The sequence below is a fragment of the Synechococcus sp. MIT S9220 genome (genome assembly GCF_014304815.1).
Lineage (GTDB): Bacteria > Cyanobacteriota > Cyanobacteriia > PCC-6307 > Cyanobiaceae > Synechococcus_C.
Genome location: NZ_CP047958.1, coordinates 1,956,651 through 1,979,973, shown reverse-complemented (window position 1 = coordinate 1,979,973; position 23,323 = coordinate 1,956,651). Strand labels below are relative to the sequence as shown.

General features: G+C 59.0%; 19 protein-coding genes. 12 read left to right on the top strand and 7 right to left on the bottom strand.

Annotated elements, in window-relative coordinates; genetic code table 11:
* Position 1: 1 nt before the first annotated feature.
* The 6 genes from SynMITS9220_RS11015 to grrP all read right to left on the bottom strand — a co-directional run bounded on the left by SynMITS9220_RS11015 (position 2) and on the right by grrP (position 4,838).
* The gene (locus tag SynMITS9220_RS11015; protein WP_067095672.1) at positions 2 to 283 is read right to left on the bottom strand and encodes a YlxR family protein; all 282 of its coding nucleotides are present in this window, start codon (positions 281 to 283) and stop codon (positions 2 to 4) included.
* On the bottom strand, positions 280 to 1,743 hold the full coding sequence (gene nusA / locus SynMITS9220_RS11010; RefSeq protein ID WP_186989249.1) for a transcription termination factor NusA: 1,464 nt from the start codon (positions 1,741 to 1,743) through the stop codon (positions 280 to 282). The genes SynMITS9220_RS11015 and nusA overlap by 4 nt, the downstream gene beginning before the upstream one ends.
* Before the next feature lie 54 nt (positions 1,744 to 1,797).
* Positions 1,798 to 2,265: a ribosome maturation factor RimP gene (gene rimP, locus SynMITS9220_RS11005; RefSeq protein ID WP_186992142.1), complete on the bottom strand. Its 468-nt coding sequence runs from the start codon at positions 2,263 to 2,265 to the stop codon at positions 1,798 to 1,800.
* 159 nt (positions 2,266 to 2,424) lie between these two features.
* Positions 2,425 to 3,570 (bottom strand): cyclophane-forming radical SAM/SPASM peptide maturase GrrM/OscB, encoded by a 1,146-nt coding sequence (grrM, locus tag SynMITS9220_RS11000; protein ID WP_186989247.1) that lies wholly within the window; start codon positions 3,568 to 3,570, stop codon positions 2,425 to 2,427.
* Complete coding sequence (gene grrA, locus SynMITS9220_RS10995; RefSeq protein ID WP_186989244.1) at positions 3,567 to 3,881, bottom strand: GrrA/OscA1 family cyclophane-containing rSAM-modified RiPP; 315 nt, start codon at positions 3,879 to 3,881, stop codon at positions 3,567 to 3,569. The genes grrM and grrA overlap by 4 nt, the downstream gene beginning before the upstream one ends.
* 36 nt (positions 3,882 to 3,917) lie before the next feature.
* Entirely contained in the window at positions 3,918 to 4,838 is a 921-nt protein-coding gene (gene grrP / locus SynMITS9220_RS10990) for an extracellular substrate binding-like orphan protein GrrP (protein ID WP_186989242.1), read from the bottom strand.
* A gap of 323 nt (positions 4,839 to 5,161) precedes the next feature.
* On the opposite strand from grrP, the gene SynMITS9220_RS10985 reads away from it, so the two are divergent.
* Together SynMITS9220_RS10985 and rpiA are read left to right on the top strand one after the other, a co-directional pair.
* Positions 5,162 to 6,238, top strand: a complete 1,077-nt coding sequence (locus tag SynMITS9220_RS10985; RefSeq protein WP_370594398.1) for a trypsin-like peptidase domain-containing protein — start codon at positions 5,162 to 5,164, stop codon at positions 6,236 to 6,238.
* 37 nt (positions 6,239 to 6,275) lie between these two features.
* Complete coding sequence (gene rpiA / locus SynMITS9220_RS10980; RefSeq protein WP_186989240.1) at positions 6,276 to 6,992, top strand: ribose-5-phosphate isomerase RpiA; 717 nt, start codon at positions 6,276 to 6,278, stop codon at positions 6,990 to 6,992.
* 3 nt (positions 6,993 to 6,995) lie between these two features.
* Here the strand turns inward: rpiA and hisD are convergent, their stop codons facing one another.
* Positions 6,996 to 8,318, bottom strand: coding sequence for a histidinol dehydrogenase (gene hisD / locus SynMITS9220_RS10975; protein WP_186989238.1), 1,323 nt, complete (start codon positions 8,316 to 8,318; stop codon positions 6,996 to 6,998).
* A gap of 110 nt (positions 8,319 to 8,428) precedes the next feature.
* Between hisD and rpsT the strand changes: the two genes are divergently transcribed.
* The 10 genes from rpsT to SynMITS9220_RS10930 all read left to right on the top strand — a co-directional run bounded on the left by rpsT (position 8,429) and on the right by SynMITS9220_RS10930 (position 23,302).
* Positions 8,429 to 8,734: a 30S ribosomal protein S20 gene (gene rpsT, locus SynMITS9220_RS10970; protein WP_067095687.1), complete on the top strand. Its 306-nt coding sequence runs from the start codon at positions 8,429 to 8,431 to the stop codon at positions 8,732 to 8,734.
* Positions 8,735 to 8,807: 73 nt separating this feature from the next.
* The gene (locus SynMITS9220_RS10965) at positions 8,808 to 9,593 is read left to right on the top strand and encodes a TatD family hydrolase (RefSeq protein ID WP_186992138.1); all 786 of its coding nucleotides are present in this window, start codon (positions 8,808 to 8,810) and stop codon (positions 9,591 to 9,593) included.
* Positions 9,594 to 9,864: 271 nt separating this feature from the next.
* Positions 9,865 to 13,158, top strand: coding sequence for a DNA-directed RNA polymerase subunit beta (gene rpoB, locus SynMITS9220_RS10960; protein ID WP_115125613.1), 3,294 nt, complete (start codon positions 9,865 to 9,867; stop codon positions 13,156 to 13,158).
* A 48-nt stretch (positions 13,159 to 13,206) separates the two neighbouring features.
* A complete protein-coding gene (locus SynMITS9220_RS10955; protein ID WP_115125612.1) occupies positions 13,207 to 15,111 on the top strand; it encodes a DNA-directed RNA polymerase subunit gamma in 1,905 nt (634 codons plus the stop codon).
* Positions 15,112 to 15,158: 47 nt separating this feature from the next.
* The gene (locus tag SynMITS9220_RS10950) at positions 15,159 to 19,262 is read left to right on the top strand and encodes a DNA-directed RNA polymerase subunit beta' (protein ID WP_186989236.1); all 4,104 of its coding nucleotides are present in this window, start codon (positions 15,159 to 15,161) and stop codon (positions 19,260 to 19,262) included.
* A gap of 68 nt (positions 19,263 to 19,330) precedes the next feature.
* Positions 19,331 to 19,483 (top strand): high light inducible protein, encoded by a 153-nt coding sequence (locus SynMITS9220_RS10945; protein WP_066911119.1) that lies wholly within the window; start codon positions 19,331 to 19,333, stop codon positions 19,481 to 19,483.
* Positions 19,480 to 20,520, top strand: a complete 1,041-nt coding sequence (rlmN, locus tag SynMITS9220_RS10940) for a 23S rRNA (adenine(2503)-C(2))-methyltransferase RlmN (RefSeq protein ID WP_186989234.1) — start codon at positions 19,480 to 19,482, stop codon at positions 20,518 to 20,520. The genes SynMITS9220_RS10945 and rlmN overlap by 4 nt, the downstream gene beginning before the upstream one ends.
* Before the next feature lie 28 nt (positions 20,521 to 20,548).
* Complete coding sequence (locus SynMITS9220_RS10935) at positions 20,549 to 22,312, top strand: sodium:solute symporter family protein (RefSeq protein ID WP_186989232.1); 1,764 nt, start codon at positions 20,549 to 20,551, stop codon at positions 22,310 to 22,312.
* A gap of 39 nt (positions 22,313 to 22,351) precedes the next feature.
* Positions 22,352 to 22,477, top strand: a complete 126-nt coding sequence (locus tag SynMITS9220_RS13400) for a hypothetical protein (RefSeq protein WP_255355652.1) — start codon at positions 22,352 to 22,354, stop codon at positions 22,475 to 22,477.
* A 15-nt stretch (positions 22,478 to 22,492) separates the two neighbouring features.
* Positions 22,493 to 23,302: a HEAT repeat domain-containing protein gene (locus SynMITS9220_RS10930; protein ID WP_186989230.1), complete on the top strand. Its 810-nt coding sequence runs from the start codon at positions 22,493 to 22,495 to the stop codon at positions 23,300 to 23,302.
* Positions 23,303 to 23,323 lie beyond the last annotated feature (21 nt).

Sequence of the window (23,323 nt, the reverse complement as noted above, 5' to 3'; positions counted from 1 at the left end):
TTCATCTTGCCTCAGCGGCTGATTCCTTGTTTGGTTTCAGCCGCGTTCTCAGCTCCTCAATCGCGCTGTCGGGCACCTGGCATCGCAGGGCTTTGTGCAGGCGTTTTCGGCGCTGTGCTTCCTCAAGACAGCTCTCCTTACGACAGAGATAGGCCGAACGACCCATGCCCTGATCCAGGAGAACCCCGTCCCGATGGTCGCGGATGACCCGCCAAAGAATGCTGCGATCAAACAGCTCTCGGCAGGCGACACACCGACGCAGGACAGGGCGTGAGGTGTTCACCGGGTTCCTTCCTCGTTGGAATCACTAGCCACCTCTTCAGTCTCACCCTCTTCCTGGCCTGTGGCAGCGTCCGATGGCTCTGAGTCAGCGGCCTCTGATTCAGCTGACTCCTCGTAAACGTCAGCATCAGCCATTGCTTCGTCCGACTGTTCGCCGTACTCCTCCTCGTCTTCCGGCAGGGGATAGAGCTCGCGCAGGCGGGCATCTTCTTCCGCTCTGGCGGCCTGCTCAGCAGCGAGTCTTTCCTCGGCTTCTTGCTGCAGGGCCTCCTCCTGCTCGCGTTGGGCGATCAGTTCCGAAACAACGGCATCCTCGGCGGCCTGGTCGTATTCGCTCGCGTTTTTAATGTCGATCTTCCAGCCGGTCAGTCGTGCTGCCAACCGCACATTCTGACCTTCGCGCCCAATCGCCAGGCTCAACTGATCCGGGGGAACCAGCACGTGGGCATGTTGACCGACGGGGTCGACAAGCCGAACGACATCAACTCTTGCGGGACTGAGCGAGTTGGCGATGTACTGGCCAGGATCCTGTGACCAGCGGATCACATCGATTTTCTCTCCGCGGAGTTCATTCACCACCTGTTGAATCCTGGAGCCGCGGGCGCCGATGCAGGCTCCGACAGGATCCACCTCGCGTTCGATGCTGTCCACGGCAACTTTGGTGCGGGGACCCACAGACCGTGAAGGGGGATTGGCTTCCCTCGCTACGGCAACGATGCGCACGGATCCTTCTTGGATTTCCGGCACCTCATTTTCAAAGAGATACACCACAAGACCGGCATTGGCTCGGCTCACGAACAGCTGAGGACCTCGCCTTGGCACCTCGCTGACCTCTTTGAGGAAGACTTTGAAGGTGGCGTTAGCGCGATAGTTGTCATTGGGTAGCTGATCACGACGAGGAAGCTCCGCTTCCACTTCAGGGCGCCCCAGGCCTGAACTCACAGCCATGATCACGGACTGGCGTTCAAAGCGGATCACTCGGGCCGTCAGGACTGGATCTTCAAGGTCGGCGAATTCCTCTTGAATCATCCGCCGCTGTTGATCACGCAGCTTCTGGGCCAACACCTGCTTGGTTGTGGCCGCAGCCATGCGGCCGAAATCCTCTTTCTCGGGTGTGACATCCAGGACAACCGTGTCTCCAGCCTGGGCGTCTTCAGCCACCTGCATCACTTCAGCCAGTGCGATCTGATGGTCTTCGCTCTCAACCTCCTCCACGATGATCTTGCTGGCGAGCACCCTGTAGCCCTCTTCTTCCAGATCGAGAGCGACGTCGAAATTACTGAAGTATTCCTCGTCGAACGGGTCTTCCCCGATGCCCAGATACAAAGTGCGGCGGTAGCGCTCATAGCCCTTGAGCAGTGCTTCCCGCAAAGCGGCTTCAACCACCTGAGGAGGAAGCTTCTTCTCCTCACTGATGTCATCAATCAGGTTGGTGAGGCCGGGAAGAAGAACGAGTGCCATGGCGGTGACGAGGAGGAGTGAAGGAGAGGAAAATCGGGAGCGGTTGTGATCTGTTCAGCCTGTGGGGCTTGTGAGTTCAACGCTGATCACTGAATCCCTCGGGATCCGTTTGACCCGGCCGCGCATGTTGATTTGCACGTGGTCTTCGGTGCGTTCCAGCAGGGTTCCCGACAAACGCTGCTCCCTGCCTTCGTCGTCCTGATGGACGACATCAATGGGATAGCTCCGGAAGGTCTGAAAATCCCTGTCCGACTGGAGCCTGTCCCCAATCCCGGGGCTGCTGATCTCCAGAACATAGGCCTCCGTGAGCAAAGCAGAGGCTTCGATGGCCTCTCCCATTGGTGCACTGAAACCAGCGCAGTCATCCAGGGAAACGTCATCTCCATTGCCGCGTCGGATCTGCACCTGCAGAGTCATCGGCTGCAAATGGGTCAGTACTTGGGCACTAACCAGTGCAAATCCATGGCTTTCAGCCGTGGCCTTGGCCAAAGAAATGAGATCCGGAAGAAGTGGATGAGGCAAGGGCGCGGGAAGGGTGGTCTCGGGCTCAGGCCCGATGGTGGATGCGTTGATCACCCTCCCGGAGAGAGGATCTCACCGGGCCGTGATTTCATTTTAAAGGATTGCCAACCCCCCCAATTTCCGTGTGGAGTTCGCTCACCTTTTGATCCGATGCGTCGCTCAGTGGCCGGCTGCTGTTTCCAGCTTCTCCAGCAGCACATCCACGGGGATCTGACTGGAAAAACGACACGCACAGGTTTCTGTGGCATCCAGACTGCCGTGCTCCCAATACTTATTGCTGCCGGTTCCACCACCGCAGAACCCGTAGTACTCGCACTCTTGTTTGCATCGCATCATCCCGGAAGACATGTCACGAAGCAGTTTTTGAAACGGCTCTGTCTGGGTGGCTTCCATCAGCGACACATCGCGGATGTTGCCCAGATTGAACAGGCCATAGCGTTCGGTTTCGACCGACAGCAGTTCTGGATCGAAGGTTGAGAAGTTTCCTTTGGCGTCCACGCTGAGAATGGCGTAGGGACGGTTCATCTCGTTTTGCAGTAGGCGTTGGCCTCCGGCGATCATGCCCATCACCTGATCGAACTCACGCACCTGAAGAGGGAAACCATCCTTTTCATTGCAGGCCCAGAACCTTGAAAGGAAGTTTCGATAAAGCCTTTCCTTCAACAGGCCCTGCATGGACGAGCTGGTGTGTACTCCCTCCTGCTCTTCCACGTTGAAACCGAGTTGATGAATCCCTTCATCACGAAAGAAGGTGTACATCAGCTCTGGTTGCTCCAGAGCATCAGCGGTCAGCACGGCAATCGCATGGAAGTTGATGCCGCGCTCGCGCAGTGTGCGGATACCGCGCATGGTCTGGGCGTAAGAACCCTTGCCGTTCCTGAAGCGTCGGTGGCTGTTGTGAATGTACTCAGGCCCGTCGACACTCACTCCAACCACAATCTTGTTGCGCACAAAGCAGTCGCACCAGTCTTCGTTGATGAGCGTTGCGTTGGTTTGCAGGTGTTGTTCGATCACCACACCTTGCTCTTGCAGGCCGGCGGTCTGGCGCTGGATGATCGCGCTGGCCTGGTCATAGAAGCTGGTCGGTAGCGTCAGCGGCTCACCGGCGTGCCAGAGGATCGAGAGATGGGGCCCCCAGAACGGGCTTTCATAAACTCTCTCCAGCAGCAGTGGTAGCTGCTGCTGAAGGTTGAACACGTTGCGCCGCTGGCGATCCGGCAGGTAGCAGTAGCTGCAGTCGAGGTTGCAGAGCGACGTCGATTGGATCACCAGCAGGCCGATCGGGCCGTAATCGGAATGATTCACCAGTTGGCGAATCCACCGCGGTAGCCGTTGGCAAAGCCGCCGCCACCATTGCCCCAAGCCCGTCGCCGGACTCCGCCGCCATTGCCCCAGGCCCGGCCGCCGCCGTTGCCCCAGGCACGAGCGATCTCCTCGTCAGTCAGAACGCCATTGCGTTGCATGACGGCCCAGGCCTCAGGACTCATGCGCTCGATGCGTTGTTCGAGAGAGTTGCCCAGATCGGGTTCGTTGTGCACGGCGGCTCTGGACGATTCACAGAGCACCGCACTTGTTGCCAGAACGGCGGCGAAGGTGAGAAGGCTTGTCTTGTTCATGGTTGAGAGAAACGATGGATCAATCAGAAATCAAGGTCAGGACTGCGGATTGAATTCAGCGGCAGTGGAGAGCACGATCGTGAAGAAGCGGTTGATTTGTTCGTCCTTCAGGCCCACGGTGCTGCCAGTGCCGATCCAGGTGTTGATGGCCGAGCGGACTCCGTCGTCGTCGTTGATGTATCCCGAGAGCAGACGGCCGATGCCCAGATTGCTGATGTTGAGCAGATGGGGAGTGGTATCAGCCACCACGCAACCCACTCCGGAGCGGGCATAGGGCCTGTCAGGCACCAATGAGGCTTCCGGTGCCGTCGCAGCCTTATTCGCTCTCAGCCAAAGACTGTCGCCGCCAAGAATCTCAACGCTGCCGTCCTTGACGGCAGCCAGAGCTTGATCAGGCGTGTCGAAAAACTGGAAATTGGCGTCATCCACCGATGCCGCCAGCACGTTGGCCGCCATGCTGTCTTTCACGACACCGACCGTTTTGCCGTTCAGGCTCTTGGGAGTGCCATCGATGCCCGCTGGGGCCAGGAGCCTCACGCCGCCTACGGAGAACGGCAGTGTGTAGGTCAGTGAGCGCTGTCTCTGCCAGGTGAAGGCAACACCGCAGGCGATGTCAGCAGCTCCGGAGCGGATCATGTCCAGGCCGTCGCGGGCGGAACTTGCAGCGACTGGCTCAATGCTGACGTCTAAATCTTTTTTCTTCGGCGACACATTGATCTGATCCCGAATTGCTTCGAGAACCACGAATGACAGCCCGTCGTAGTTGTCGCCGTCCTTCTTGACCATCGGCAATGAATCACCAATGACCACAGCTTTCAGCTTGCCGGTGTCATAGACACTCTTCGCTGAGGAACTCTGGCTGGAGTTATCCGCTGCAGGCTTCTCGTTCTGACAGCCCACAAGGGCGATTGTGGACAGAGCGAGCATGCCGGTTGCGGCCTTCTGGATCAGGCGCATGGTGATGACACCGTCGGATCGGTTTGATCACACCACTAGGCACGGCTGACCGATGCGACCAGTTCGACCCATTGGAAACCTGCCCGATCAGGATCATCCTGTCGTTTTGATCAATCCCTGCGGCTGAGCTCCTATCGGCCAAAGGAAGGCCGACTCTGCACAGCTCTTCTGGTGAATGACCCCAATTCTGGATTCGCTCTCGTTGATTCAGCCCAAATGTTCTGATTGGCCCCCTTAGCGTGAGCGCAGTTATTTCGCTCTTGTCTGTGGTTCCTGGCCGATTGTCCAAGCAATGGGTTCTCAGGTGGTTGGGAACCCTTTCCATTGCTCTGTCATTCATTGTCCTGCCGGCCAGGGTGCTTGCAGCCAATGCACTTCCCGGCACTCACAGTTTTGTCGCAGATGCAGTGCGCAACGTTGCTCCGGCAGTGGTCCGAATCGATACGGAGCGGGTCGTGGAGCGCCAGCCCTTTGATCCCAATCTGATCGACCCGCTGCTGAGGGATTTGCTCGGAGAGCCCGGCTATGGACCGGAGCGTCAGCGTGGTCAGGGTTCCGGAGTTGTGATCGACCGGGAGGGGTTGGTGCTCACCAATGCCCACGTTGTGGAGCAGGTGGAGGAGGTCAATGTCACCCTGGCCGACGGTGATCAACGCGATGGTGTTGTGATCGGGCGTGATCCAGTCACGGATCTGGCGCTGGTTCGGCTGGAGGGTGGTGAGTCTCCTAAGCCGGCCAGGCTCGGTGACTCCGATGCGCTGGATGTCGGTGACTGGGCCATTGCTCTGGGCACGCCCTATGGCCTCGAGCGAACCGTCACCCTCGGAATTGTCAGCAGCTTGCATCGCAACATCAGCAGCCTCGGTTTCAACGACAAGCGTCTCGATCTGATCCAGACCGATGCGGCGATTAATCCTGGAAACTCTGGTGGTCCCCTGGTGAATGCTGATGGTCGCGTGATCGGCATCAACACCCTGGTGCGATCTGGCCCTGGAGCGGGACTTGGCTTCGCGATTCCCATCAATCTGGCGAGCCGTGTTGCTGAACAGCTGCAACAGGCCGGAGAGGTCGTTCATCCCTATCTCGGCCTTCAATTAATTCCTCTCACGGCCAGAATCGCCAGGGAGCACAACCGCGATCCCAATGCCCTGGTTGAGCTGCCTGAACGTTCCGGTGCTCTGGTTCAGTCTGTTCTGCCTGATAGTCCTGCTCAGCGAGCCGGCCTGCGTCGCGGTGATTTGGTGGTCAAGGCAGGAGAGGTTCCTGTGGATGATCCCCAAACACTGCTTCAGCAAGTCGATCAGGCTGAGATCCATCAGCCGCTCACACTGCAGATCATCCGTGGTGAAAAAGACCTTCAGCTGCCTGTCAAACCTGAACCTTTGCCGGGATTCGGCTGAAACCCTTGCTACGGTCTCGCCGGTTTAAACCTGAGCGATGTCAGATCTTCAGAACCAGATGAAACAGGCCGTCGCAGAAGCGGCGGTTGAACAGTTCCGTGACGGCATGATCGTGGGGCTGGGATCGGGTTCCACTGCAGCTCTGATGATCAAGGGTCTCGGGCAGCGCCTGGCATCCGGACAGCTCAAGGACATCGTCGGTGTCACCACGTCGTTTCAAGGTGAGGTGCTTGCTGCAGAGCTTGGTATCCCCCTGCGCAGCCTGAATGCTGTGGATCGGATCGATCTGGCCATCGATGGTGCCGATGAGGTGGATCCTGCGTTCCAGCTAATCAAGGGCGGCGGTGCATGTCACGTCCAGGAGAAGCTTGTCGCGGCTCGCGCTGAACGTTTCGTTGTTGTTGTGGACTCCACCAAGCTGGTGGACCGCCTGAATCTTGAATTTCTTCTGCCCGTTGAGGTTCTGCCGGGAGCCTGGCGTCAGGTCCAACAACAGTTGGCCGCGATGAATGGACAAGCCGAACTGCGCATGGCTCATCGCAAGGCCGGTCCCGTGGTGACCGATCAGGGCAATCTCGTGCTGGATGTTCGCTTCGAAGCAGGGATCACCAATCCTGTGGATCTGGAACGAAGCATTAACAACATCCCCGGTGTGCTGGAGAACGGTTTGTTTGTGAACCTCGCTGATGAGGTGCTCGTTGGTGAAGTGAACGACGGCGTGGCCGGTGTTCGTCGATTAGACAAAGCCGGCTGATCGTCAGTCCAGCCGGACCTTCACCGAATTCGCGTGGCTGTGCAGTCCTTCGCTGTCGGCGAGTTCCACCACAGCTCCGCCCGTGGCTTCGAGGGCTTCCCGGCTGAATTCGATCATTGAGGTGTGGCGCATGAAGGTTTCCACGCTCAGAGCGCCGCTGTAACGCGCCGAACCGCACGTGGGCAGGGTGTGATTGGGGCCGGCTAGATAATCACCGACCGCTTCCGGGCTCCAGGGACCGATGAAAATGGCGCCTGCCTGCTGAATGCGATCCGCCAACATCCGCGGTCGCTCCACAAGCAGCTCCAGGTGTTCCGGTGCAAATCGATCGCTGAGGCGTGCGCAGGTTTCAAGGTTGTCGCAGACCACGACCAGCCCCCACTCACCGAGGGATTTCCTGCAAATGGCCTCACGGGGATGCCTGCTGAGTTGAGCTTCGAGCTCCACAGGCAGGGCATCAGCCAGAGACTGGGACGTGGTGAGCAGGATGGCGGCAGCCAGTGGATCGTGTTCTGCCTGCGCCAGAAGATCCGAAGCGACCTGAGCAACGCTGGCCGAGCCGTCGGCGATGACCAGCACTTCGCTGGGGCCAGCGAGGGAATCAATTCCGACCTGCCCGTAGACCAGCTTTTTGGCGAGGGTCACGTAGAGATTTCCTGGACCACTGATGACATCGACGCGGGGGATGGTTTCGGTGCCCAGGGCAAGAGCCGCGACCGCCTGGGCGCCACCGATTCGATAGACCTCTTGCACCCCTGCCAGGTGTGCTGCCGCCAACACTGTGCGGTTCACCTGTCCAGTCCGTCCTGCTGGAGTGACCATCACCACTTTTTCCACACCGGCTGCTCTTGCAGGCACTGCATTCATCAGCACCGTGCTGGGGTAGGAGGCCCGCCCGCCAGGCACATAAAGACCTGCGGCCTGCACCGGTCGCCATCGCCGTCCCAGTCGTTCGCCATGAACGCCTTGCACATCAAGATCCTGAGGCTTCTGACGCTGGTGAAAATCCTGGATCCGACGATGGGCGAGTTCCAGGGCGTCTCTCAGATTTGCCGGGCTGCTCTCCCAGGCTTGTTGCAGCTCAATCGCGGGAACGCGCAATGGTTCCGGACGGAAACCGTCGAACTGTTCAGTCAGCGCAATCAGGGCACGGTCACCTTCATGGCGGACGCGTTCGATGATGGCTTCGACCGTTGCAGTCGCCTCCCTCTGGGCCTGACCAGTGGTGCGGGTTGAAATCCGATCGAGCTGTTGCTCAGCCCCGGCTGCGCTCTCGAGGCACCTGGGCAGACCGCTCGCCGCTGGCTCCGTGCTCAGGGTGGTCATCAACGCCCGTCATCAGGTCTCTTCACGCTAGGGCCACTGCGTAGGACCTCGATGGGGAGCCAAGTGGTCCTGAGTTAAGGTTATGAATTGTCGATGAGAAATCCGCCTCTGTGGCCAATAACAAGTCCTCAAAGAAGCGCGTTGAGATCGCTGAGCGCAATCGCCTCGAGAACAAGGCCTATAAATCGGCCATGCGCACTCTGATGAAGCGTTGCCTGAGTGCCTGTGACGCTTACACCGCCACACCCGGCGACGAAGCGAAAGCCGGTGTTCAGACCAGCATGAATGCTGCTTTCAGCAAGATCGATAAGGCTGTCAAGCGTGGCGTGCTCCACCGCAATACCGGCGCTCACCAGAAAGCGAGGCTGACGGTTGCCGTGAAAAAAGCGATTGATCCAGCTCCTGCTGCGGGCTGACTCGCGATGTCCGGATCGGGTCTAAGCACTCAATCCCTGCAAAATGGATCCCGAAGGCGCGTTTCAGGATCCGATGGCCACTCCGGTGTTAATCGACAGCCACTGTCACATCGTCTTTCGAACCTTCGAAGAGGATCTTGAGGCTGTCGCCGAACGTTGGCGGGGGGCCGGTGTGACGTCGCTCCTTCATGCCTGTGTCGAGCCGAGTGAGATCCCGGCCATCCGCTCGCTGGCGGATCGATTTCCGGAGATGCGTTACTCCGTAGGTGTTCATCCATTGGATACCAAACACTGGAGTCAGGACACACCCGATGTATTGCGCCTGGCAGCACTCGATGACAGTCGGGTGGTGGCCATCGGCGAGCTCGGTCTAGATCTTTTCCGAGACAAGAATTTGGATGAGCAGCTTGCGATCCTGCGACCCCAGCTCGATCTTGCTGTGGAGCTCAACCTGCCGGTGATCATCCATTGCCGCGATGCGGCAGAGCCGATGTTGACGGAACTGCGTGCGCGACGGCTCGAAGGACGTTGTCCGGCCGGCGTGATGCATTGCTGGGGAGGAACCCCGGAGGAGATGCACCAGTTTTTGGAGCTGGGGCTCTACATCAGCTTTAGCGGCACCGTGACATTCCCTAAGGCGGTGCCGACCCATGACTGTGCGCGGGAGGTTCCTCAGGATCGCTTCCTGGTGGAGACCGATTGTCCGTTCTTGGCGCCGGTGCCTCGTCGGGGCAAACGCAATGAGCCTGCGTTTGTGGCTTCGGTGGCCACACGTGTTGCCGAACTACGCCAGCAGTCGCTTGAGCAGGTCGCTCAGGACAGCACTGCCAATGCAAGGCGTCTGTTCAGGCTTCCCTGACCTTGGAGGTTGCGGAAGCACGAAAGTGTAAGATGACTTATTGGCCTGGCCAAGCATGGTTTTCTGTGCTTGGGCTCCCGAAGCGTCCATTACCGTCCGGTGCATTGACGACGTCAGCTGTTCTGACCCGAGTCTTCTGAAGCCAGCAATTGCGGAGGTCGTCCCTGCCTAAGGGGCGGCAGCCGCTGTTTTGGTTGAAAGCTCACTCCATGGTTGAACCGGCTGCCTCCTTCAGGCCCCACTGTCCCCTCCGATACCTGCAGGTCTCCGCATGAGCAGCAGCGCGATTCAGGTCGCCAAGACCGCCACCTATCTGCCCGATCTGGTGGAGGTACAGCGTGCCAGTTTCAAGTGGTTTCTTGAGAGAGGTCTAATTGAGGAGCTTGAAAGCTTCTCGCCGATTACCGATTACACCGGCAAGCTTGAGCTCCATTTCGTCGGTAGCGAGTACCGGCTGAAGCGCCCTCGCCACGACGTGGAAGAGGCCAAGCGTCGTGATGCGACGTTTGCTTCACAGATGTATGTGACCTGCCGTCTGGTCAACAAGGAGACCGGCGAGATCAAGGAACAAGAGGTGTTCATTGGCGAGCTGCCATTGATGACGGAGCGGGGGACGTTCATCATCAACGGCGCAGAGCGCGTGATCGTGAACCAGATCGTGCGCAGCCCTGGGGTCTATTTCAAAGATGAAATGGACAAGAACGGACGTCGCACCTACAACGCCAGCGTCATCCCGAATCGTGGAGCTTGGCTGAAGTTTGAGACCGATAAGAACGATCTTCTGCACGTTCGGGTTGATAAGACCCGCAAGATCAACGCTCACGTGCTCATGCGTGCCATGGGCCTGTCGGACAACGATGTGATCGACAAGCTCCGGCATCCGGAGTACTACAAAAAGTCGATTGAAGCCGCCAACGACGAGGGCATCAGCTCTGAGGATCAGGCTTTGCTTGAGCTCTACAAAAAGCTGCGCCCGGGTGAGCCGCCATCAGTCAGTGGGGGACAGCAGCTTCTGCAGACCCGTTTCTTTGATCCCAAGCGCTACGACCTCGGTCGAGTGGGTCGCTACAAGATCAATAAGAAGCTCCGTCTCACGATTCCAGACTCCGTGCGCACCCTCACCCATGAGGATGTGCTGTCCACCCTTGATTATCTGATCAATCTTGAGCTGGATGTTGGTGGTGCCAGCCTCGATGACATCGATCATCTGGGTAATCGCCGGGTCCGCTCCGTGGGTGAGCTGCTTCAGAACCAGGTGCGTGTTGGTCTGAACCGCCTTGAGCGAATCATCAAGGAACGGATGACGGTCGGTGAGACCGACTCGCTCACCCCTGCCCAGCTGGTCAATCCCAAGCCGCTCGTCGCAGCCATCAAGGAGTTCTTCGGCTCCAGTCAGCTGAGTCAGTTCATGGATCAAACGAATCCATTGGCTGAACTCACGCACAAGCGTCGTATTTCAGCTCTTGGTCCAGGAGGTCTGACCCGGGAGCGTGCAGGCTTTGCTGTGCGTGATATCCATCCTTCTCACTACGGCCGTCTCTGCCCGATCGAGACGCCTGAAGGCCCTAACGCCGGCCTCATCAATTCACTTGCCACCCACGCCCGGGTGAATGAATACGGTTTCATCGAAACCCCCTTCTGGAAAGTCGAGGAGGGGCGGGTGCTCAAGCAGGGTGATCCGATTTATCTGTCGGCTGATCTTGAGGACGAATGTCGTGTCGCCCCTGGAGATGTGGCGACCGACAGCGACGGAACGATCCTCGCTGATCTGATCCCTGTCCGATACAGGCAGGATTTTGAGAAGGTCCCCCCCGAGCAAGTGGACTACGTGCAGCTCTCACCCGTGCAGGTGATCTCTGTTGCTACCTCCTTGATCCCTTTCCTGGAGCACGACGACGCCAACCGCGCATTGATGGGCTCCAACATGCAGCGTCAGGCTGTGCCGCTGTTGCGTCCGGAGCGTCCGCTGGTCGGAACAGGCCTGGAAACCCAGGTTGCCCGCGACTCGGGGATGGTCCCGATCTCCAGGGTGAATGGCACCGTCACCTTCGTTGATGCCACCGCGATTGTGGTGCAGGACGAAGAAGGTCTCGAACACACCCATTTCCTCCAGAAGTACCAGCGTTCTAATCAGGACACCTGTCTGAACCAGCGTCCGATTGTTCGCCAGGGAGACCCGGTGATCGTGGGTCAGGTGCTTGCCGATGGTTCCGCCTGTGAAGGCGGTGAGATCGCTCTTGGTCAGAACGTCTTGATCGCTTACATGCCCTGGGAGGGTTACAACTACGAGGACGCAATCCTTGTGAGTGAGCGCCTGGTCAACGACGACCTCTACACCTCGGTGCACATCGAGAAGTACGAGATCGAGGCTCGTCAGACCAAGCTGGGGCCAGAGGAGATCACCCGAGAGATTCCCAACGTTGCAGAGGAAAGCCTCGGCAACCTCGATGAGATGGGCATCATCCGCATCGGTGCATTTGTGGAGAGCGGCGACATTCTTGTCGGCAAGGTGACGCCGAAGGGTGAATCCGATCAGCCCCCTGAGGAGAAACTGCTGCGCGCAATCTTCGGTGAAAAAGCCCGTGACGTGCGTGACAACTCACTGAGGGTGCCCAGCACCGAACGTGGACGTGTCGTGGATGTACGCATTTACACCCGCGAACAGGGTGATGAGCTGCCCCCCGGCGCCAACATGGTGGTGCGTGTGTATGTGGCTCAACGCCGCAAGATCCAGGTTGGCGACAAGATGGCCGGCCGCCATGGCAACAAGGGAATCATCAGCCGCATCCTCCCGCGTGAGGACATGCCATACCTCCCCGATGGCACTCCTGTGGACATCGTGTTGAATCCTCTCGGCGTTCCCAGCCGAATGAATGTCGGCCAGGTGTTCGAGCTCCTGATGGGTTGGGCCGCTTCCAATCTCGACTGCCGAGTGAAGGTCGTGCCCTTCGATGAGATGTATGGCCCTGAAATGTCCCAGCAAACCGTCGAAACCTTTTTGAAGACAGCGGCCAAACAGCCTGGGAAGGAGTGGATCTACAACCCGGATGACCCCGGCAAGCTTCAGCTGATCGATGGCCGCACCGGTGAGCCTTTTGATCAGCCTGTGGCGGTGGGTTACTCCCATTTCCTCAAGCTGGTTCACCTGGTGGACGACAAGATCCATGCCCGCTCAACCGGCCCCTACTCCCTGGTCACCCAGCAACCTCTGGGGGGCAAGGCCCAGCAGGGTGGTCAGCGTCTCGGAGAGATGGAGGTGTGGGCTCTCGAGGCCTACGGCGCCGCTTACACCCTCCAAGAGCTGCTGACTGTCAAGTCCGACGACATGCAGGGACGCAACGAGGCTCTCAACGCCATCGTTAAAGGCAAGCCGATCCCCCGCCCTGGGACGCCGGAATCGTTCAAGGTGCTGATGCGCGAGCTTCAGTCGCTGGGTCTTGACATTGCCGTGTTCACCGATGAAGGCAAGGAAGTGGACCTGATGCAGGACGTGAATCCACGTCGCAGCACCCCCAGTCGGCCTACCTACGAATCTCTGGGTGTCGCTGACTACGACGAGGACTGACGGATCAACGAACGAACCGACAAACCGCTCCCTCTTCCTTAACCGTCAATGACCAACAGCAACCTCCGGACCGAGAACCACTTCGATTACGTCAAGATCACACTCGCCTCACCTGATCGGGTGATGGAGTGGGGTCAGCGCACCTTGCCCAATGGCCAGGTGGTGGGCGAGGTCACCAAGCCTGAGACCATCAACTACCGAACCCTCAAGCCCGAGATGGACGGGCTGTTCTGTGAAAAGATCTTCGGTCCTTCCAAAGACTGGGAATGCCATTGCGGCAAATACAAGCGGGTGCGTCACCGCGGCATTGTCTGTGAGCGCTGTGGCGTTGAGGTCACTGAAAGCCGGGTGCGCAGGCACCGCATGGGCTTCATCAAGCTTGCAGCCCCTGTCTCGCATGTTTGGTATCTGAAGGGCATCCCCAGCTACGTGGCAATCCTGCTGGATATGCCTCTGCGCGATGTGGAGCAGATTGTCTACTTCAACTGCTACGTGGTGCTGGATGCCGGTGATCACAAGGATCTCAAGTACAAGCAGTTGCTTACTGAGGATGAGTGGCTGGAGATCGAGGATGAGATCTATGCCGAGGATTCTGAGATTGAGAACGAGCCGGTGGTCGGTATCGGTGCGGAAGCACTGAAGCAGCTGCTCGAAGATCTCACCTTGAATGAGGTGGCTGAACAGCTGCGTGAGGACATCGCCAGCAGCAAAGGTCAGAAGCGCGCCAAGCTGATCAAGCGCTTGCGCGTCATCGACAACTTCATTGCCACCAATGCACGTCCCGAGTGGATGGTGCTCGATGTGATTCCGGTGATTCCTCCTGATCTGCGCCCGATGGTGCAGCTGGATGGTGGTCGTTTCGCCACCTCAGATCTCAATGATCTCTATCGCCGGGTGATCAACCGCAACAACAGGCTTGCGCGTTTGCAGGAGATCCTTGCCCCAGAGATCATCGTCCGCAATGAAAAGCGGATGCTGCAGGAGGCCGTGGATGCCCTGATCGACAACGGCCGCCGTGGTCGCACCGTCGTCGGTGCCAACAACCGTCCTCTGAAGTCACTCAGCGACATCATTGAGGGCAAGCAAGGTCGCTTCCGTCAGAACCTGCTCGGCAAGCGTGTCGACTACTCCGGTCGTTCCGTGATTGTGGTGGGTCCGAAACTGAAGATGCATCAATGCGGCCTGCCGAAGGAGATGGCGATCGAGCTGTTCCAGCCGTTCGTGATCCATCGTCTGATCCGTCAGAACATCGTTAACAACATCAAGGCCGCCAAGAAGCTCATCCAGCGTGCGGATGACGAGGTGATGCAGGTCCTTCAGGAGGTGATCGAGGGGCATCCGATCATGCTCAACCGAGCACCGACTCTGCACCGACTCGGCATTCAGGCTTTTGAGCCCAAATTGGTGGATGGCCGTGCCATCCAGCTCCATCCTCTCGTCTGCCCTGCGTTCAACGCTGACTTCGACGGTGACCAGATGGCTGTTCACGTGCCCCTGGCGATCGAAGCCCAGACCGAGGCCCGCATGCTGATGCTGGCGAGTAACAACATTCTCTCTCCCGCCACCGGCGAACCGATCATCACGCCATCGCAGGACATGGTGCTCGGTACGTACTACCTCACGGCGCTTCAGCCGCAGATGAGTCCGATTGAATTCGGGGACCGTAGTCGCACGTTCTCTGGTTTAGAGGACGTCATTCATGCTCTGGAAGACAATCGTCTCGGACTGCATGAGTGGGTCTGGGTTCGCTTCAACGGTGAGGTTGAGGACGACGACGAGCGAGACGAGCCCCTGAGCAGTGAAACCCTCTCCGACGGCACGAGGCTTGAGCAGTGGACTTACCGCCGTGATCGTTTTGATGAAGACGGAGCTCTGATCAGCCGCTACATCCTCACCACCGTGGGCCGTGTGGTGATGAATCACACCATCATTGATGCAGTGGCAGCCACCTGAACGATCAAGACCGACCTACTCCAACAACACGATTTCTCAGCGCTGTCATGACCTCCACTCCTTCCAAATCCCGTAAATCCTCCAAGTCTTCCAAGGCTGCCAAGGCCGCTAAGGCCGCCGCCGCCGCCGCTCAGGCGGCGCGTGCCCTAGCCAAAACTCCCCCACCCTTCCGAAACCATGTGGTTGATAAGAAGGGCCTTAAGCAACTGGTTGCCTGGGCTTTCAAGCATCACGGCACGGCGGCCACGTCTGCCATGGCAGACCAGCTCAAGGATCTTGGCTTCAAATACGCCACTCAGGCTGCGGTGTCCATTTCTGTGGATGATCTGAAGGTCCCCGAAGCGAAGCAGGATCTTCTAGGAGAGGCGGAAGAGTTGATCACGGCCACTGAGGAGTCTTATCGCCTTGGTGTGATCACCGAAGTTGAACGTCATACCAAGGTCATCGACACCTGGACGGAGACCAACGAGCGTCTGGTGGATGCGGTCAAGAAGAACTTCAACCAGAACGATCCACTCAATTCGGTGTGGATGATGGCCAACTCCGGTGCTCGGGGCAACATGTCCCAGGTGCGCCAGCTGGTTGGCATGCGTGGCCTGATGGCCAACCCTCAGGGGGAGATCATTGACCTTCCGATCCGTACCAACTTCCGTGAAGGCCTGACCGTCACCGAATACGTCATCTCCTCCTATGGCGCCCGTAAGGGTCTGGTGGATACGGCACTGCGGACAGCTGACTCCGGCTATCTCACACGCCGGCTGGTGGACGTCGCCCAGGACGTGATCGTGCGCGAGGACGACTGCGGCACGATGCGTCGGATCGTGGTGAAGGCAGAGAACGGCAAGTTCGGTAATCGTCTGGTGGGTCGTCTCACTGCTGATCAAGTAGTGAATGGCGAGGGTGAGGTGCTTGCCGAGCGCAACACCGAAATCGATCCCCCCCTCTCGCAGCGGATCCAGAAGGCCGGGGTGGAGGCCGTGAGCGTCCGCTCACCGCTCACTTGTGAAGCCAACCGCTCGGTTTGCCGCAAGTGCTACGGCTGGGCACTGGCACACAACGAGCTGGTGGATCTCGGCGAAGCCGTCGGCATCATCGCTGCTCAGTCGATTGGTGAGCCAGGAACGCAGCTCACCATGAGAACGTTCCACACCGGTGGTGTGTCAACCGCCGAATCCGGCGTGGTCCGCTCCAAGGTTGAGGGCACCGTTGAGTTCGGTGCGAAATCACGCGTGCGTCCTTACCGCACCCCCCATGGGGTTGACGCCCAGCAGGCTGAAGCTGATTTCAAGCTCACCATCAATCCCTCCGGCAAGGGCAAGGCTCAGAAGATCGAGATCACCAGCGGTTCGCTGCTGTTTGTGGACAACGGCCAGGAGATCGCCACGGACGTGACCGTCGCTCAGATCGCTGCTGGTGCAGTCAAGAAGAGCGTTGAGAAGGCCACCAAGGACGTGATCTGTGATCTGGCTGGACAGGTCAGCTACGACCCCACGATTCAGCCCAGGGAAGTCACCGACCGCCAGGGCAACATCACGCATAAAGCACAGCGTCTCGGAAGGATGTGGGTGCTCGCCGGGGATGTGTACAACCTTCCCCCCAATGCCCAGCCTGTGGTCACTGCTGGCGCTCAGGTCACGGAAGCTCAGGTGCTCGCGGAAGCCAGTCAGGCCAGTGAGTACGGCGGTGCCGTCCGCCTGCGTGAAGCCCTTGGAGATTCACGTGAGGTGCAGATTGTCACCACGTCGATGACCTTGCGTGACTTCAAGTTGCAGGGTGAATCCACCCACGCTGGTGAGATCTGGAATCTGGAGGCCAAAGACGGCACCCGATACCGCCTCAACACGATCCCCGGCAGCAAAATCGGCAGTGGCGAAGTTGTCGCCGAACTCAACGACGATCGCTTCCGCACCCAGACCGGTGGACTGGTGCGTTTCGCTCCTGGTCTCGCCATCAAGAAAGCCCGATCTGCCAAGAACGGCTACGAGGTCAACAAGGGCGGAACCCTGCTCTGGATTCCTCAGGAAACCCATGAGATCAACAAGGACATCTCCCTGTTGATGATCACTGACGGTCAGTGGATCGAAGCCGGCACTGAGGTGGTGAAAGACATCTTCAGCCAGACGGCTGGCATCGTCACCGTCACTCAGAAAAACGACATCCTGCGCGAGATCATCGTGCGCAGCGGCAGCTTTCATCTCTGCACTGAGAAAAAAGCTCTTGAGCGTTTCACCGGTGACGGTGTGATGGTCAATCCCGGTGAACCGATCGCCAAGGGCATCAGCACCGACGCCATGGTGTACGTGCAGACCGTTGAAACCCCAGAAGGCTCAGGTCTGCTGCTGCGTCCAGTTGAGGAATACACCATCCCCAATGAGGCACAGCTCCCTGATCTTGGACATGTCAAGCAGCCGAATGGTCCTCATCTCGGCCTGAAGGCAACCCAACGCCTGTCGTTCAAAGACAACGAGCTGGTGAAGTCCGTTGAGGGTGTGGAGCTGTTGCGCACACAGCTGATGCTCGAAACATTCGACACCACGCCGCAGATGACGGTGGATGTGGAACGCGTGCCTGACAGGCGTGCCAAGACGATCGAGCGCCTTCAGCTCGTGATCCTGGAGAGCATCCTGGTCCGCCGCGACACGATTTCCGATTCCAGTCACGGTTCCACCCACACCGAACTCCAGATTGAGGACGGTCAGTCGATCAAGGCTGGTGACGTGGTGGCCACCACGCAAATCCTCTGCAAGCAGGAGGGTGTCGCCCAGATGCCTGAAGCCACTGAAAGTGAGCCGGTGCGCCGCCTGATTGTTGAGCGCGCGGAAGACACCGTGACCATCAGCACGTCCGCCAAGCCTGCGGTGACGGTGGGTCAGCGCATTGTTGACGGTGATCTTCTCGCCGAAGGTCAGCCCGCTGATTGTTGCGGCGAGGTGGAACAGGTGGATGCCAAGTCCGTGACGCTGCGCTTGGGGCGTCCCTACATGATTTCACCGGATTCCCTCCTGCACGTCCGCGATGGCGATCTGGTGCAGCGGGGAGACGGTCTTGCACTGCTGGTGTTTGAACGTCAGAAGACCGGTGACATTGTTCAGGGTCTGCCCCGAATCGAAGAGCTGCTGGAAGCCCGGCGCCCGCGGGAGTCAGCGATCCTCTGCAAAAAGCCCGGCACCGTTGAGATCAAGCAGGGCGAAGATGACGAAACGACTGTGGTGACAGTCATCGAGACCGACGATGCCATCGGCGAGTATCCGATCCTGCTGGGCCGCAATGTGATGGTCAACGATGGCCAGCAAGTGACGGCCGGCGAGCTGTTGACGGACGGTCCGATCAACCCCCATGAGCTGCTGGAGTGTTTCTTCGAGGATCTCCGCAGCCGCAAGCCGTTGATGGATGCTGCCCAGGAGGCAATCGCCAACCTGCAGCATCGTCTGGTGACGGAGGTTCAGAACGTCTACAAATCCCAGGGCGTGTCAATCGATGACAAGCACATCGAGGTGATTGTGCGTCAGATGACCAGCAAAGTGCGGGTCGAGGATGCGGGCGACACCACCTTGTTGCCTGGTGAGTTGATTGAGCTTCGTCAGGTGGAGGACACCAATCAGGCGATGTCGATCACTGGCGGAGCTCCCGCCGAATTCACCCCGGTTCTGCTGGGGATCACCAAAGCCTCCCTCAACACCGACAGCTTCATCTCCGCTGCTTCCTTCCAGGAGACAACACGGGTTCTGACTGAAGCTGCCATCGAGGGCAAGAGCGACTGGCTCCGTGGTCTCAAGGAGAATGTGATCATCGGCCGTCTGATTCCTGCAGGCACCGGTTTCAGTGGCTTCGAAGAGGAGCTTCGTGCCGAAGCCGGTCCCCATCCCGACATCCTTGCCGAGGACCCCGTCGGTTACCGCCGTATGCAGAACCTCCGTCCGGACTACACCGTCGACATGCCTGCAGCTCCCGTCAAAGATGCCACTGCGGTTCTGGATGACCCGAGTGATGCCGATCTTGAGGCCACCCGCAGCCGTCATGGCATCGAGGGGGGTGCCAACTTCGCCGCCTTTGCCCGCCCTGATGCTGACAATGAGCTGAAGGAAGAGCAGGTGGTCGATGCTGAAGCGGTTGAGGGCCTTCAGGAGGAGGGACTTCTCAGCGATGAGTGAAATCTGTGGTCGCCTTCGCGTCCATCACCCTGTCCCTTTCAAACTGTGCGCTGAAGCCGGCTCTGTCCATGCTTGAACCCACCACGATTCCCGTTCGTCGTCTGCCTCGGTATGGGTTCCACACTCACACCGAGCGTCTGAATGGACGGATGGCCATGCTCGGTTTCATTGCCTTACTTGCGGTGGAAATCAAGCTTGGACACGGTCTTCTGATCTGGTGAGCAAAGCTCTGCTCGGTTGCAGCGCAGCCGAGCTCCAGGACTGGGTGGTGTCCCAGGGGCAGAAAGCCTTCCGCGGACGTCAGCTTCACGACTGGCTTTATTCCAAGGGTGCACACTCCTTGGATGACATCACTGTTCTGCCCAAGGCCTGGCGAGCCACGCTCAACGATCAGGGGGTGAGCATCGGTCGCCTGAAAGAGGTGCATCGCTCTGTGGCTTCCGATGCCACCACCAAGTTGCTTTTGGCCACTGATGACGGTGAAACCATTGAAACTGTGGGTATTCCCACGGACCAACGTCTGACCGTTTGTGTGTCCAGTCAGGTGGGCTGCCCAATGGCCTGCCGTTTTTGTGCCACGGGAAAAGATGGGCTGCAGCGTTCATTGCGGACCCATGAGATCGTCGACCAGGTGCTCAGTGTGCGGGAGGTGATGGATCGCCGTCCTTCTCACATTGTGTTCATGGGAATGGGCGAACCTCTGCTCAACAGCCGTGCAGTGCTGGAGGCGATCCGCTGTCTCAATGATGATTTGGGCATCGGCCAGCGCCGGATCACGGTGAGCACCGTTGGCGTGCCAAAAACTTTGCCTCAGCTTGCTGAGTTGGCCATTGAAACTCTCGGCAGAGCTCAATTCACCCTGGCGGTGAGTCTGCACGCGCCCAATCAGCAGCTGCGGGAAGATCTCATCCCCACCGCCAAGGCCTATCCCTATGACGCTCTGCTCGACGACTGCCGCCACTATCTGGAGGTCACCGGCCGGCGGGTGAGCTTCGAATACATCCTGCTTGGACAACTCAATGACCGCCCGGAGCATGCCGAGGAACTGGCTGATCGTGTCGGCGGCTTTCAGAGTCACGTCAATCTGATTGCCTACAACCCAATTGAGGAAGAGGAGTTTCAGCGGCCATCACGTGAACGCATCGAGGGATTTCGCCGCGTGCTGGAACGTCGTGGCGTCGCTGTCAGCCTGCGCTCCAGCAGAGGCCTTGATCAGGATGCGGCTTGTGGTCAACTGAGGCGATCGCGACAGAAGTAAGGGAGACTGCGACGATCTGCGCGCCTCCATGGCTCCGATCGACTGGATCATTCTGATCGTGTATCTGGCGGCCACGCTGGCCCTCGGTCTCTGGTTGGCGCGACGCAATCGCGGTGAGGACGATTACTTCGTGGCAGGCCGGCGGCTCAGCGGCTGGCTCGCCGGTGCGTCAATGGCGGCCACCACGTTTTCGATCGATACCCCTCTTTATGTTGCGGGAATCGTGGGCACGCGGGGCCTTGCGGCGAACTGGGAGTGGTGGGGCTTTGGGCTGGCGCACGTGGCGATGGCCGTGGTGTTTGCACCGTTATGGCGACGCAGCGGCGTGCTCACTGATGCCGCATTCACGGAGCTGCGATATGGAGGCCCTGCCGCTGCCTGGCTACGCGGTATCAAGGCTTTTCTGCTGGCGTTACCGGTGAACTGCATCGGCATCGGTTATGCCTTCCTCGCTATGCGCAAGGTGGTCGCGGCACTGGGCATCGTCTCCGATCAGCCGATTCAGGCAGCCGGTGGCCTCTCCGACACGTTGGTGCTGCTGATCATCGTGGCCGCCCTGGTGCTCGCTTACACCGTTGCCGGTGGATTGTGGGCCGTGGTGATCACCGATTTCATTCAGCTCCTGCTGGCACTGCTGGGGGCAGGTGCTGTGGCGTGGGCTGCTGTTCATGCAGCCGGGGGAATGCAATCACTGCTGGATCAGTTGGATGCGCTGGGCCGCCCTGAACTGTTGTCGATCGTGCCCTGGCGCTGGGGCTCCGATGGTTTCGACTGGATCGGCGGTGCGGGGATCAGTGTCTCCACCTTTCTGGCTTATCTCACCGTGCAGTGGTGGAGTTTCCGCCGCAGTGACGGCGGTGGTGAGTTCATCCAACGGATGCTGGCCACCAAGGATGAACAGCAGGCGCGGCTCGCAGGCTGGGTGTTTCTGGTGGTCAACTACCTGCTGCGCAGTTGGCTCTGGGTGATTGTGGCCCTGGCGGCCCTGGTGCTGCTTCCTGACCAGGCCGACTGGGAACTCAGCTATCCGACACTCGCGGTTCAGTTTCTGCCCCCGGTGGTGCTCGGACTGGTGGTGGTCTCTCTGGTGGCTGCCTTCATGAGCACCGTGAGTACATCCGTCAACTGGGGAGCGAGTTACCTCACTCACGATCTGTATCAGCGCTTCCTGCGGCCCAATGCTTCTCAGCGGGAGCTTCTGTTGGTGGGTCAGCTGATGAGTGTGTTGCTGCTGGTGCTGGGTGTGGTCACCGCGTTGATCAGTGACAGCATCGGCACGGTGTTCCGGCTGGTGATCGCCATCGGCACCGGCCCGGGTGTCGTCCTCGTGCTGCGCTGGTTCTGGTGGCGGATCAATGCCGCAGCCGAGCTGGCCGCCATGCTCTGCGGGTTTGTGGTGGGCCTGGTGACCTCGGTGGTTCCTCTGCTTCAGATCGCTGACTATGGAGAACGATTGATGGTGACCACAGGCTTCACGGCGGTGGTCTGGATCACGGTGATGCTGTTGACCCCGCCGGAGTCCCCGGCTGTTCTGGAACGGTTTGTGCTGAAGGTTCGTCCTCCGGGACCTGGCTGGAGCCAGTGGCGCCGTGGCCTTGAGGCGACCGCATCAGAATCCCTCTCGGATCTGCTGGCTCGTTTTCTATTCAGTTCGGGGTTGCTGTTCGGAGCTTTGCTTGGATCAGGCGCATTCCTGTTGCATCAGCAGCTGATGGGTTGGTTCGGCATGGTTCTGGCAGTGGTGTCTTGGATGCTTCTGCGCTGGACAGGACGATCCGCTGCTCCGGTCTGATCGGGCGCCAGTCACAATGCTCAGACATCCGGCAGCGATTTGGCTTTTTTCCGCAGCACCTTGCTTCCCATCTTGATCGTGGCACTGTTCGCGCTGGCCCTTGTCGCTGTGAGCGCTCGCATCTGGCTCCCAGGCGACATGCTGGCGCCTGCTCCGATCAGCTGAGATTACGATCGGTTGATGGGCGATTCATCCAGCATCCAGAACGAGGACCTCATGGCTGAGCTGGCCATCGATCCTGATGTGCTGGCGCGTGAACTCGCCGCAGAGCTCATGGGCGATCCCCTCGATGAGATTGCCCCGGATGATCCGGAAGGCGATGCCCTAGAGGCGGTTCGAGCTTGTGATGAGGGCCTGGAATGGCTCAAGCAGGGGCATGACCAGCGCCTTCAGGGACTAAGGGTGTTCTGTGAACATCGCGACCCCCGTGCTGTTCCCCTGCTCCTGCCACTGCTCGATGAAACCTGTCCAGTGGTGCGGATGAGTGCTGTTTACGCACTGGGTCGGAACCCTTCCCTGCAGGCTGTGGAAGCTCTGCTGCGGCTTCTGCAGCTCGACAGCAATGCTTACGTCCGTAAGGCCACGGCCTGGAGTCTTGGTAATTACCCGGATGCGCCCGTGCTCAATCCATTGATCAGGGCCCTGCAGGTGGATGTGGCATCCGTGCGTCTTTGGGCTTCTGTGTCACTCGCGGAGGCCGGCAGCACCTCTCCAGTGAAGGCTGATCTCGCGGCAGGTCAGCTGCTGCTGAGCCTGAAGATCGACAGTGAACCCGTTGTGCGCAGCAACTGCATCTGGGCCCTGGGACGGCTTCACGATCAGCTTGTGAAACCCCGTCAGGATGAGATGGTTGAAGCTTTCGTGGCAGCTCTGCTTCAGGATCGTGAAACAACGGTGCGTGATGAAGCCCGCACTGCCCTTGAGCAGCTCGATAATCCCGAGCTCGTGGATCGTCTTCAGACTCTGCTGGACGAAGGTCTGTTGATCTGATCCGATCACGTAACAGGGAAC

What these genes read in the sequence shown, in the direction of transcription:
- nusA (WP_186989249.1), bottom strand. Translation starts at nt 1,743, where the DNA reads ATGGCACTCGTTCTTCTTCCCGGCCTCACCAACCTGATTGATGACATC.
- grrA (WP_186989244.1), bottom strand. Translation starts at nt 3,881, where the DNA reads ATGAACAAGACAAGCCTTCTCACCTTCGCCGCCGTTCTGGCAACAAGT.
- grrP (WP_186989242.1), bottom strand. Translation starts at nt 4,838, where the DNA reads ATGCGCCTGATCCAGAAGGCCGCAACCGGCATGCTCGCTCTGTCCACA.
- rpiA (WP_186989240.1), top strand. Translation starts at nt 6,276, where the DNA reads ATGTCAGATCTTCAGAACCAGATGAAACAGGCCGTCGCAGAAGCGGCG.
- hisD (WP_186989238.1), bottom strand. Translation starts at nt 8,318, where the DNA reads ATGACCACCCTGAGCACGGAGCCAGCGGCGAGCGGTCTGCCCAGGTGC.
- SynMITS9220_RS10965 (WP_186992138.1), top strand. Translation starts at nt 8,808, where the DNA reads ATGGCCACTCCGGTGTTAATCGACAGCCACTGTCACATCGTCTTTCGA.
- rpoB (WP_115125613.1), top strand. Translation starts at nt 9,865, where the DNA reads ATGAGCAGCAGCGCGATTCAGGTCGCCAAGACCGCCACCTATCTGCCC.
- SynMITS9220_RS10955 (WP_115125612.1), top strand. Translation starts at nt 13,207, where the DNA reads ATGACCAACAGCAACCTCCGGACCGAGAACCACTTCGATTACGTCAAG.
- SynMITS9220_RS10950 (WP_186989236.1), top strand. Translation starts at nt 15,159, where the DNA reads ATGACCTCCACTCCTTCCAAATCCCGTAAATCCTCCAAGTCTTCCAAG.
- SynMITS9220_RS10945 (WP_066911119.1), top strand. Translation starts at nt 19,331, where the DNA reads ATGCTTGAACCCACCACGATTCCCGTTCGTCGTCTGCCTCGGTATGGG.
- SynMITS9220_RS10935 (WP_186989232.1), top strand. Translation starts at nt 20,549, where the DNA reads ATGGCTCCGATCGACTGGATCATTCTGATCGTGTATCTGGCGGCCACG.
- SynMITS9220_RS10930 (WP_186989230.1), top strand. Translation starts at nt 22,493, where the DNA reads ATGGGCGATTCATCCAGCATCCAGAACGAGGACCTCATGGCTGAGCTG.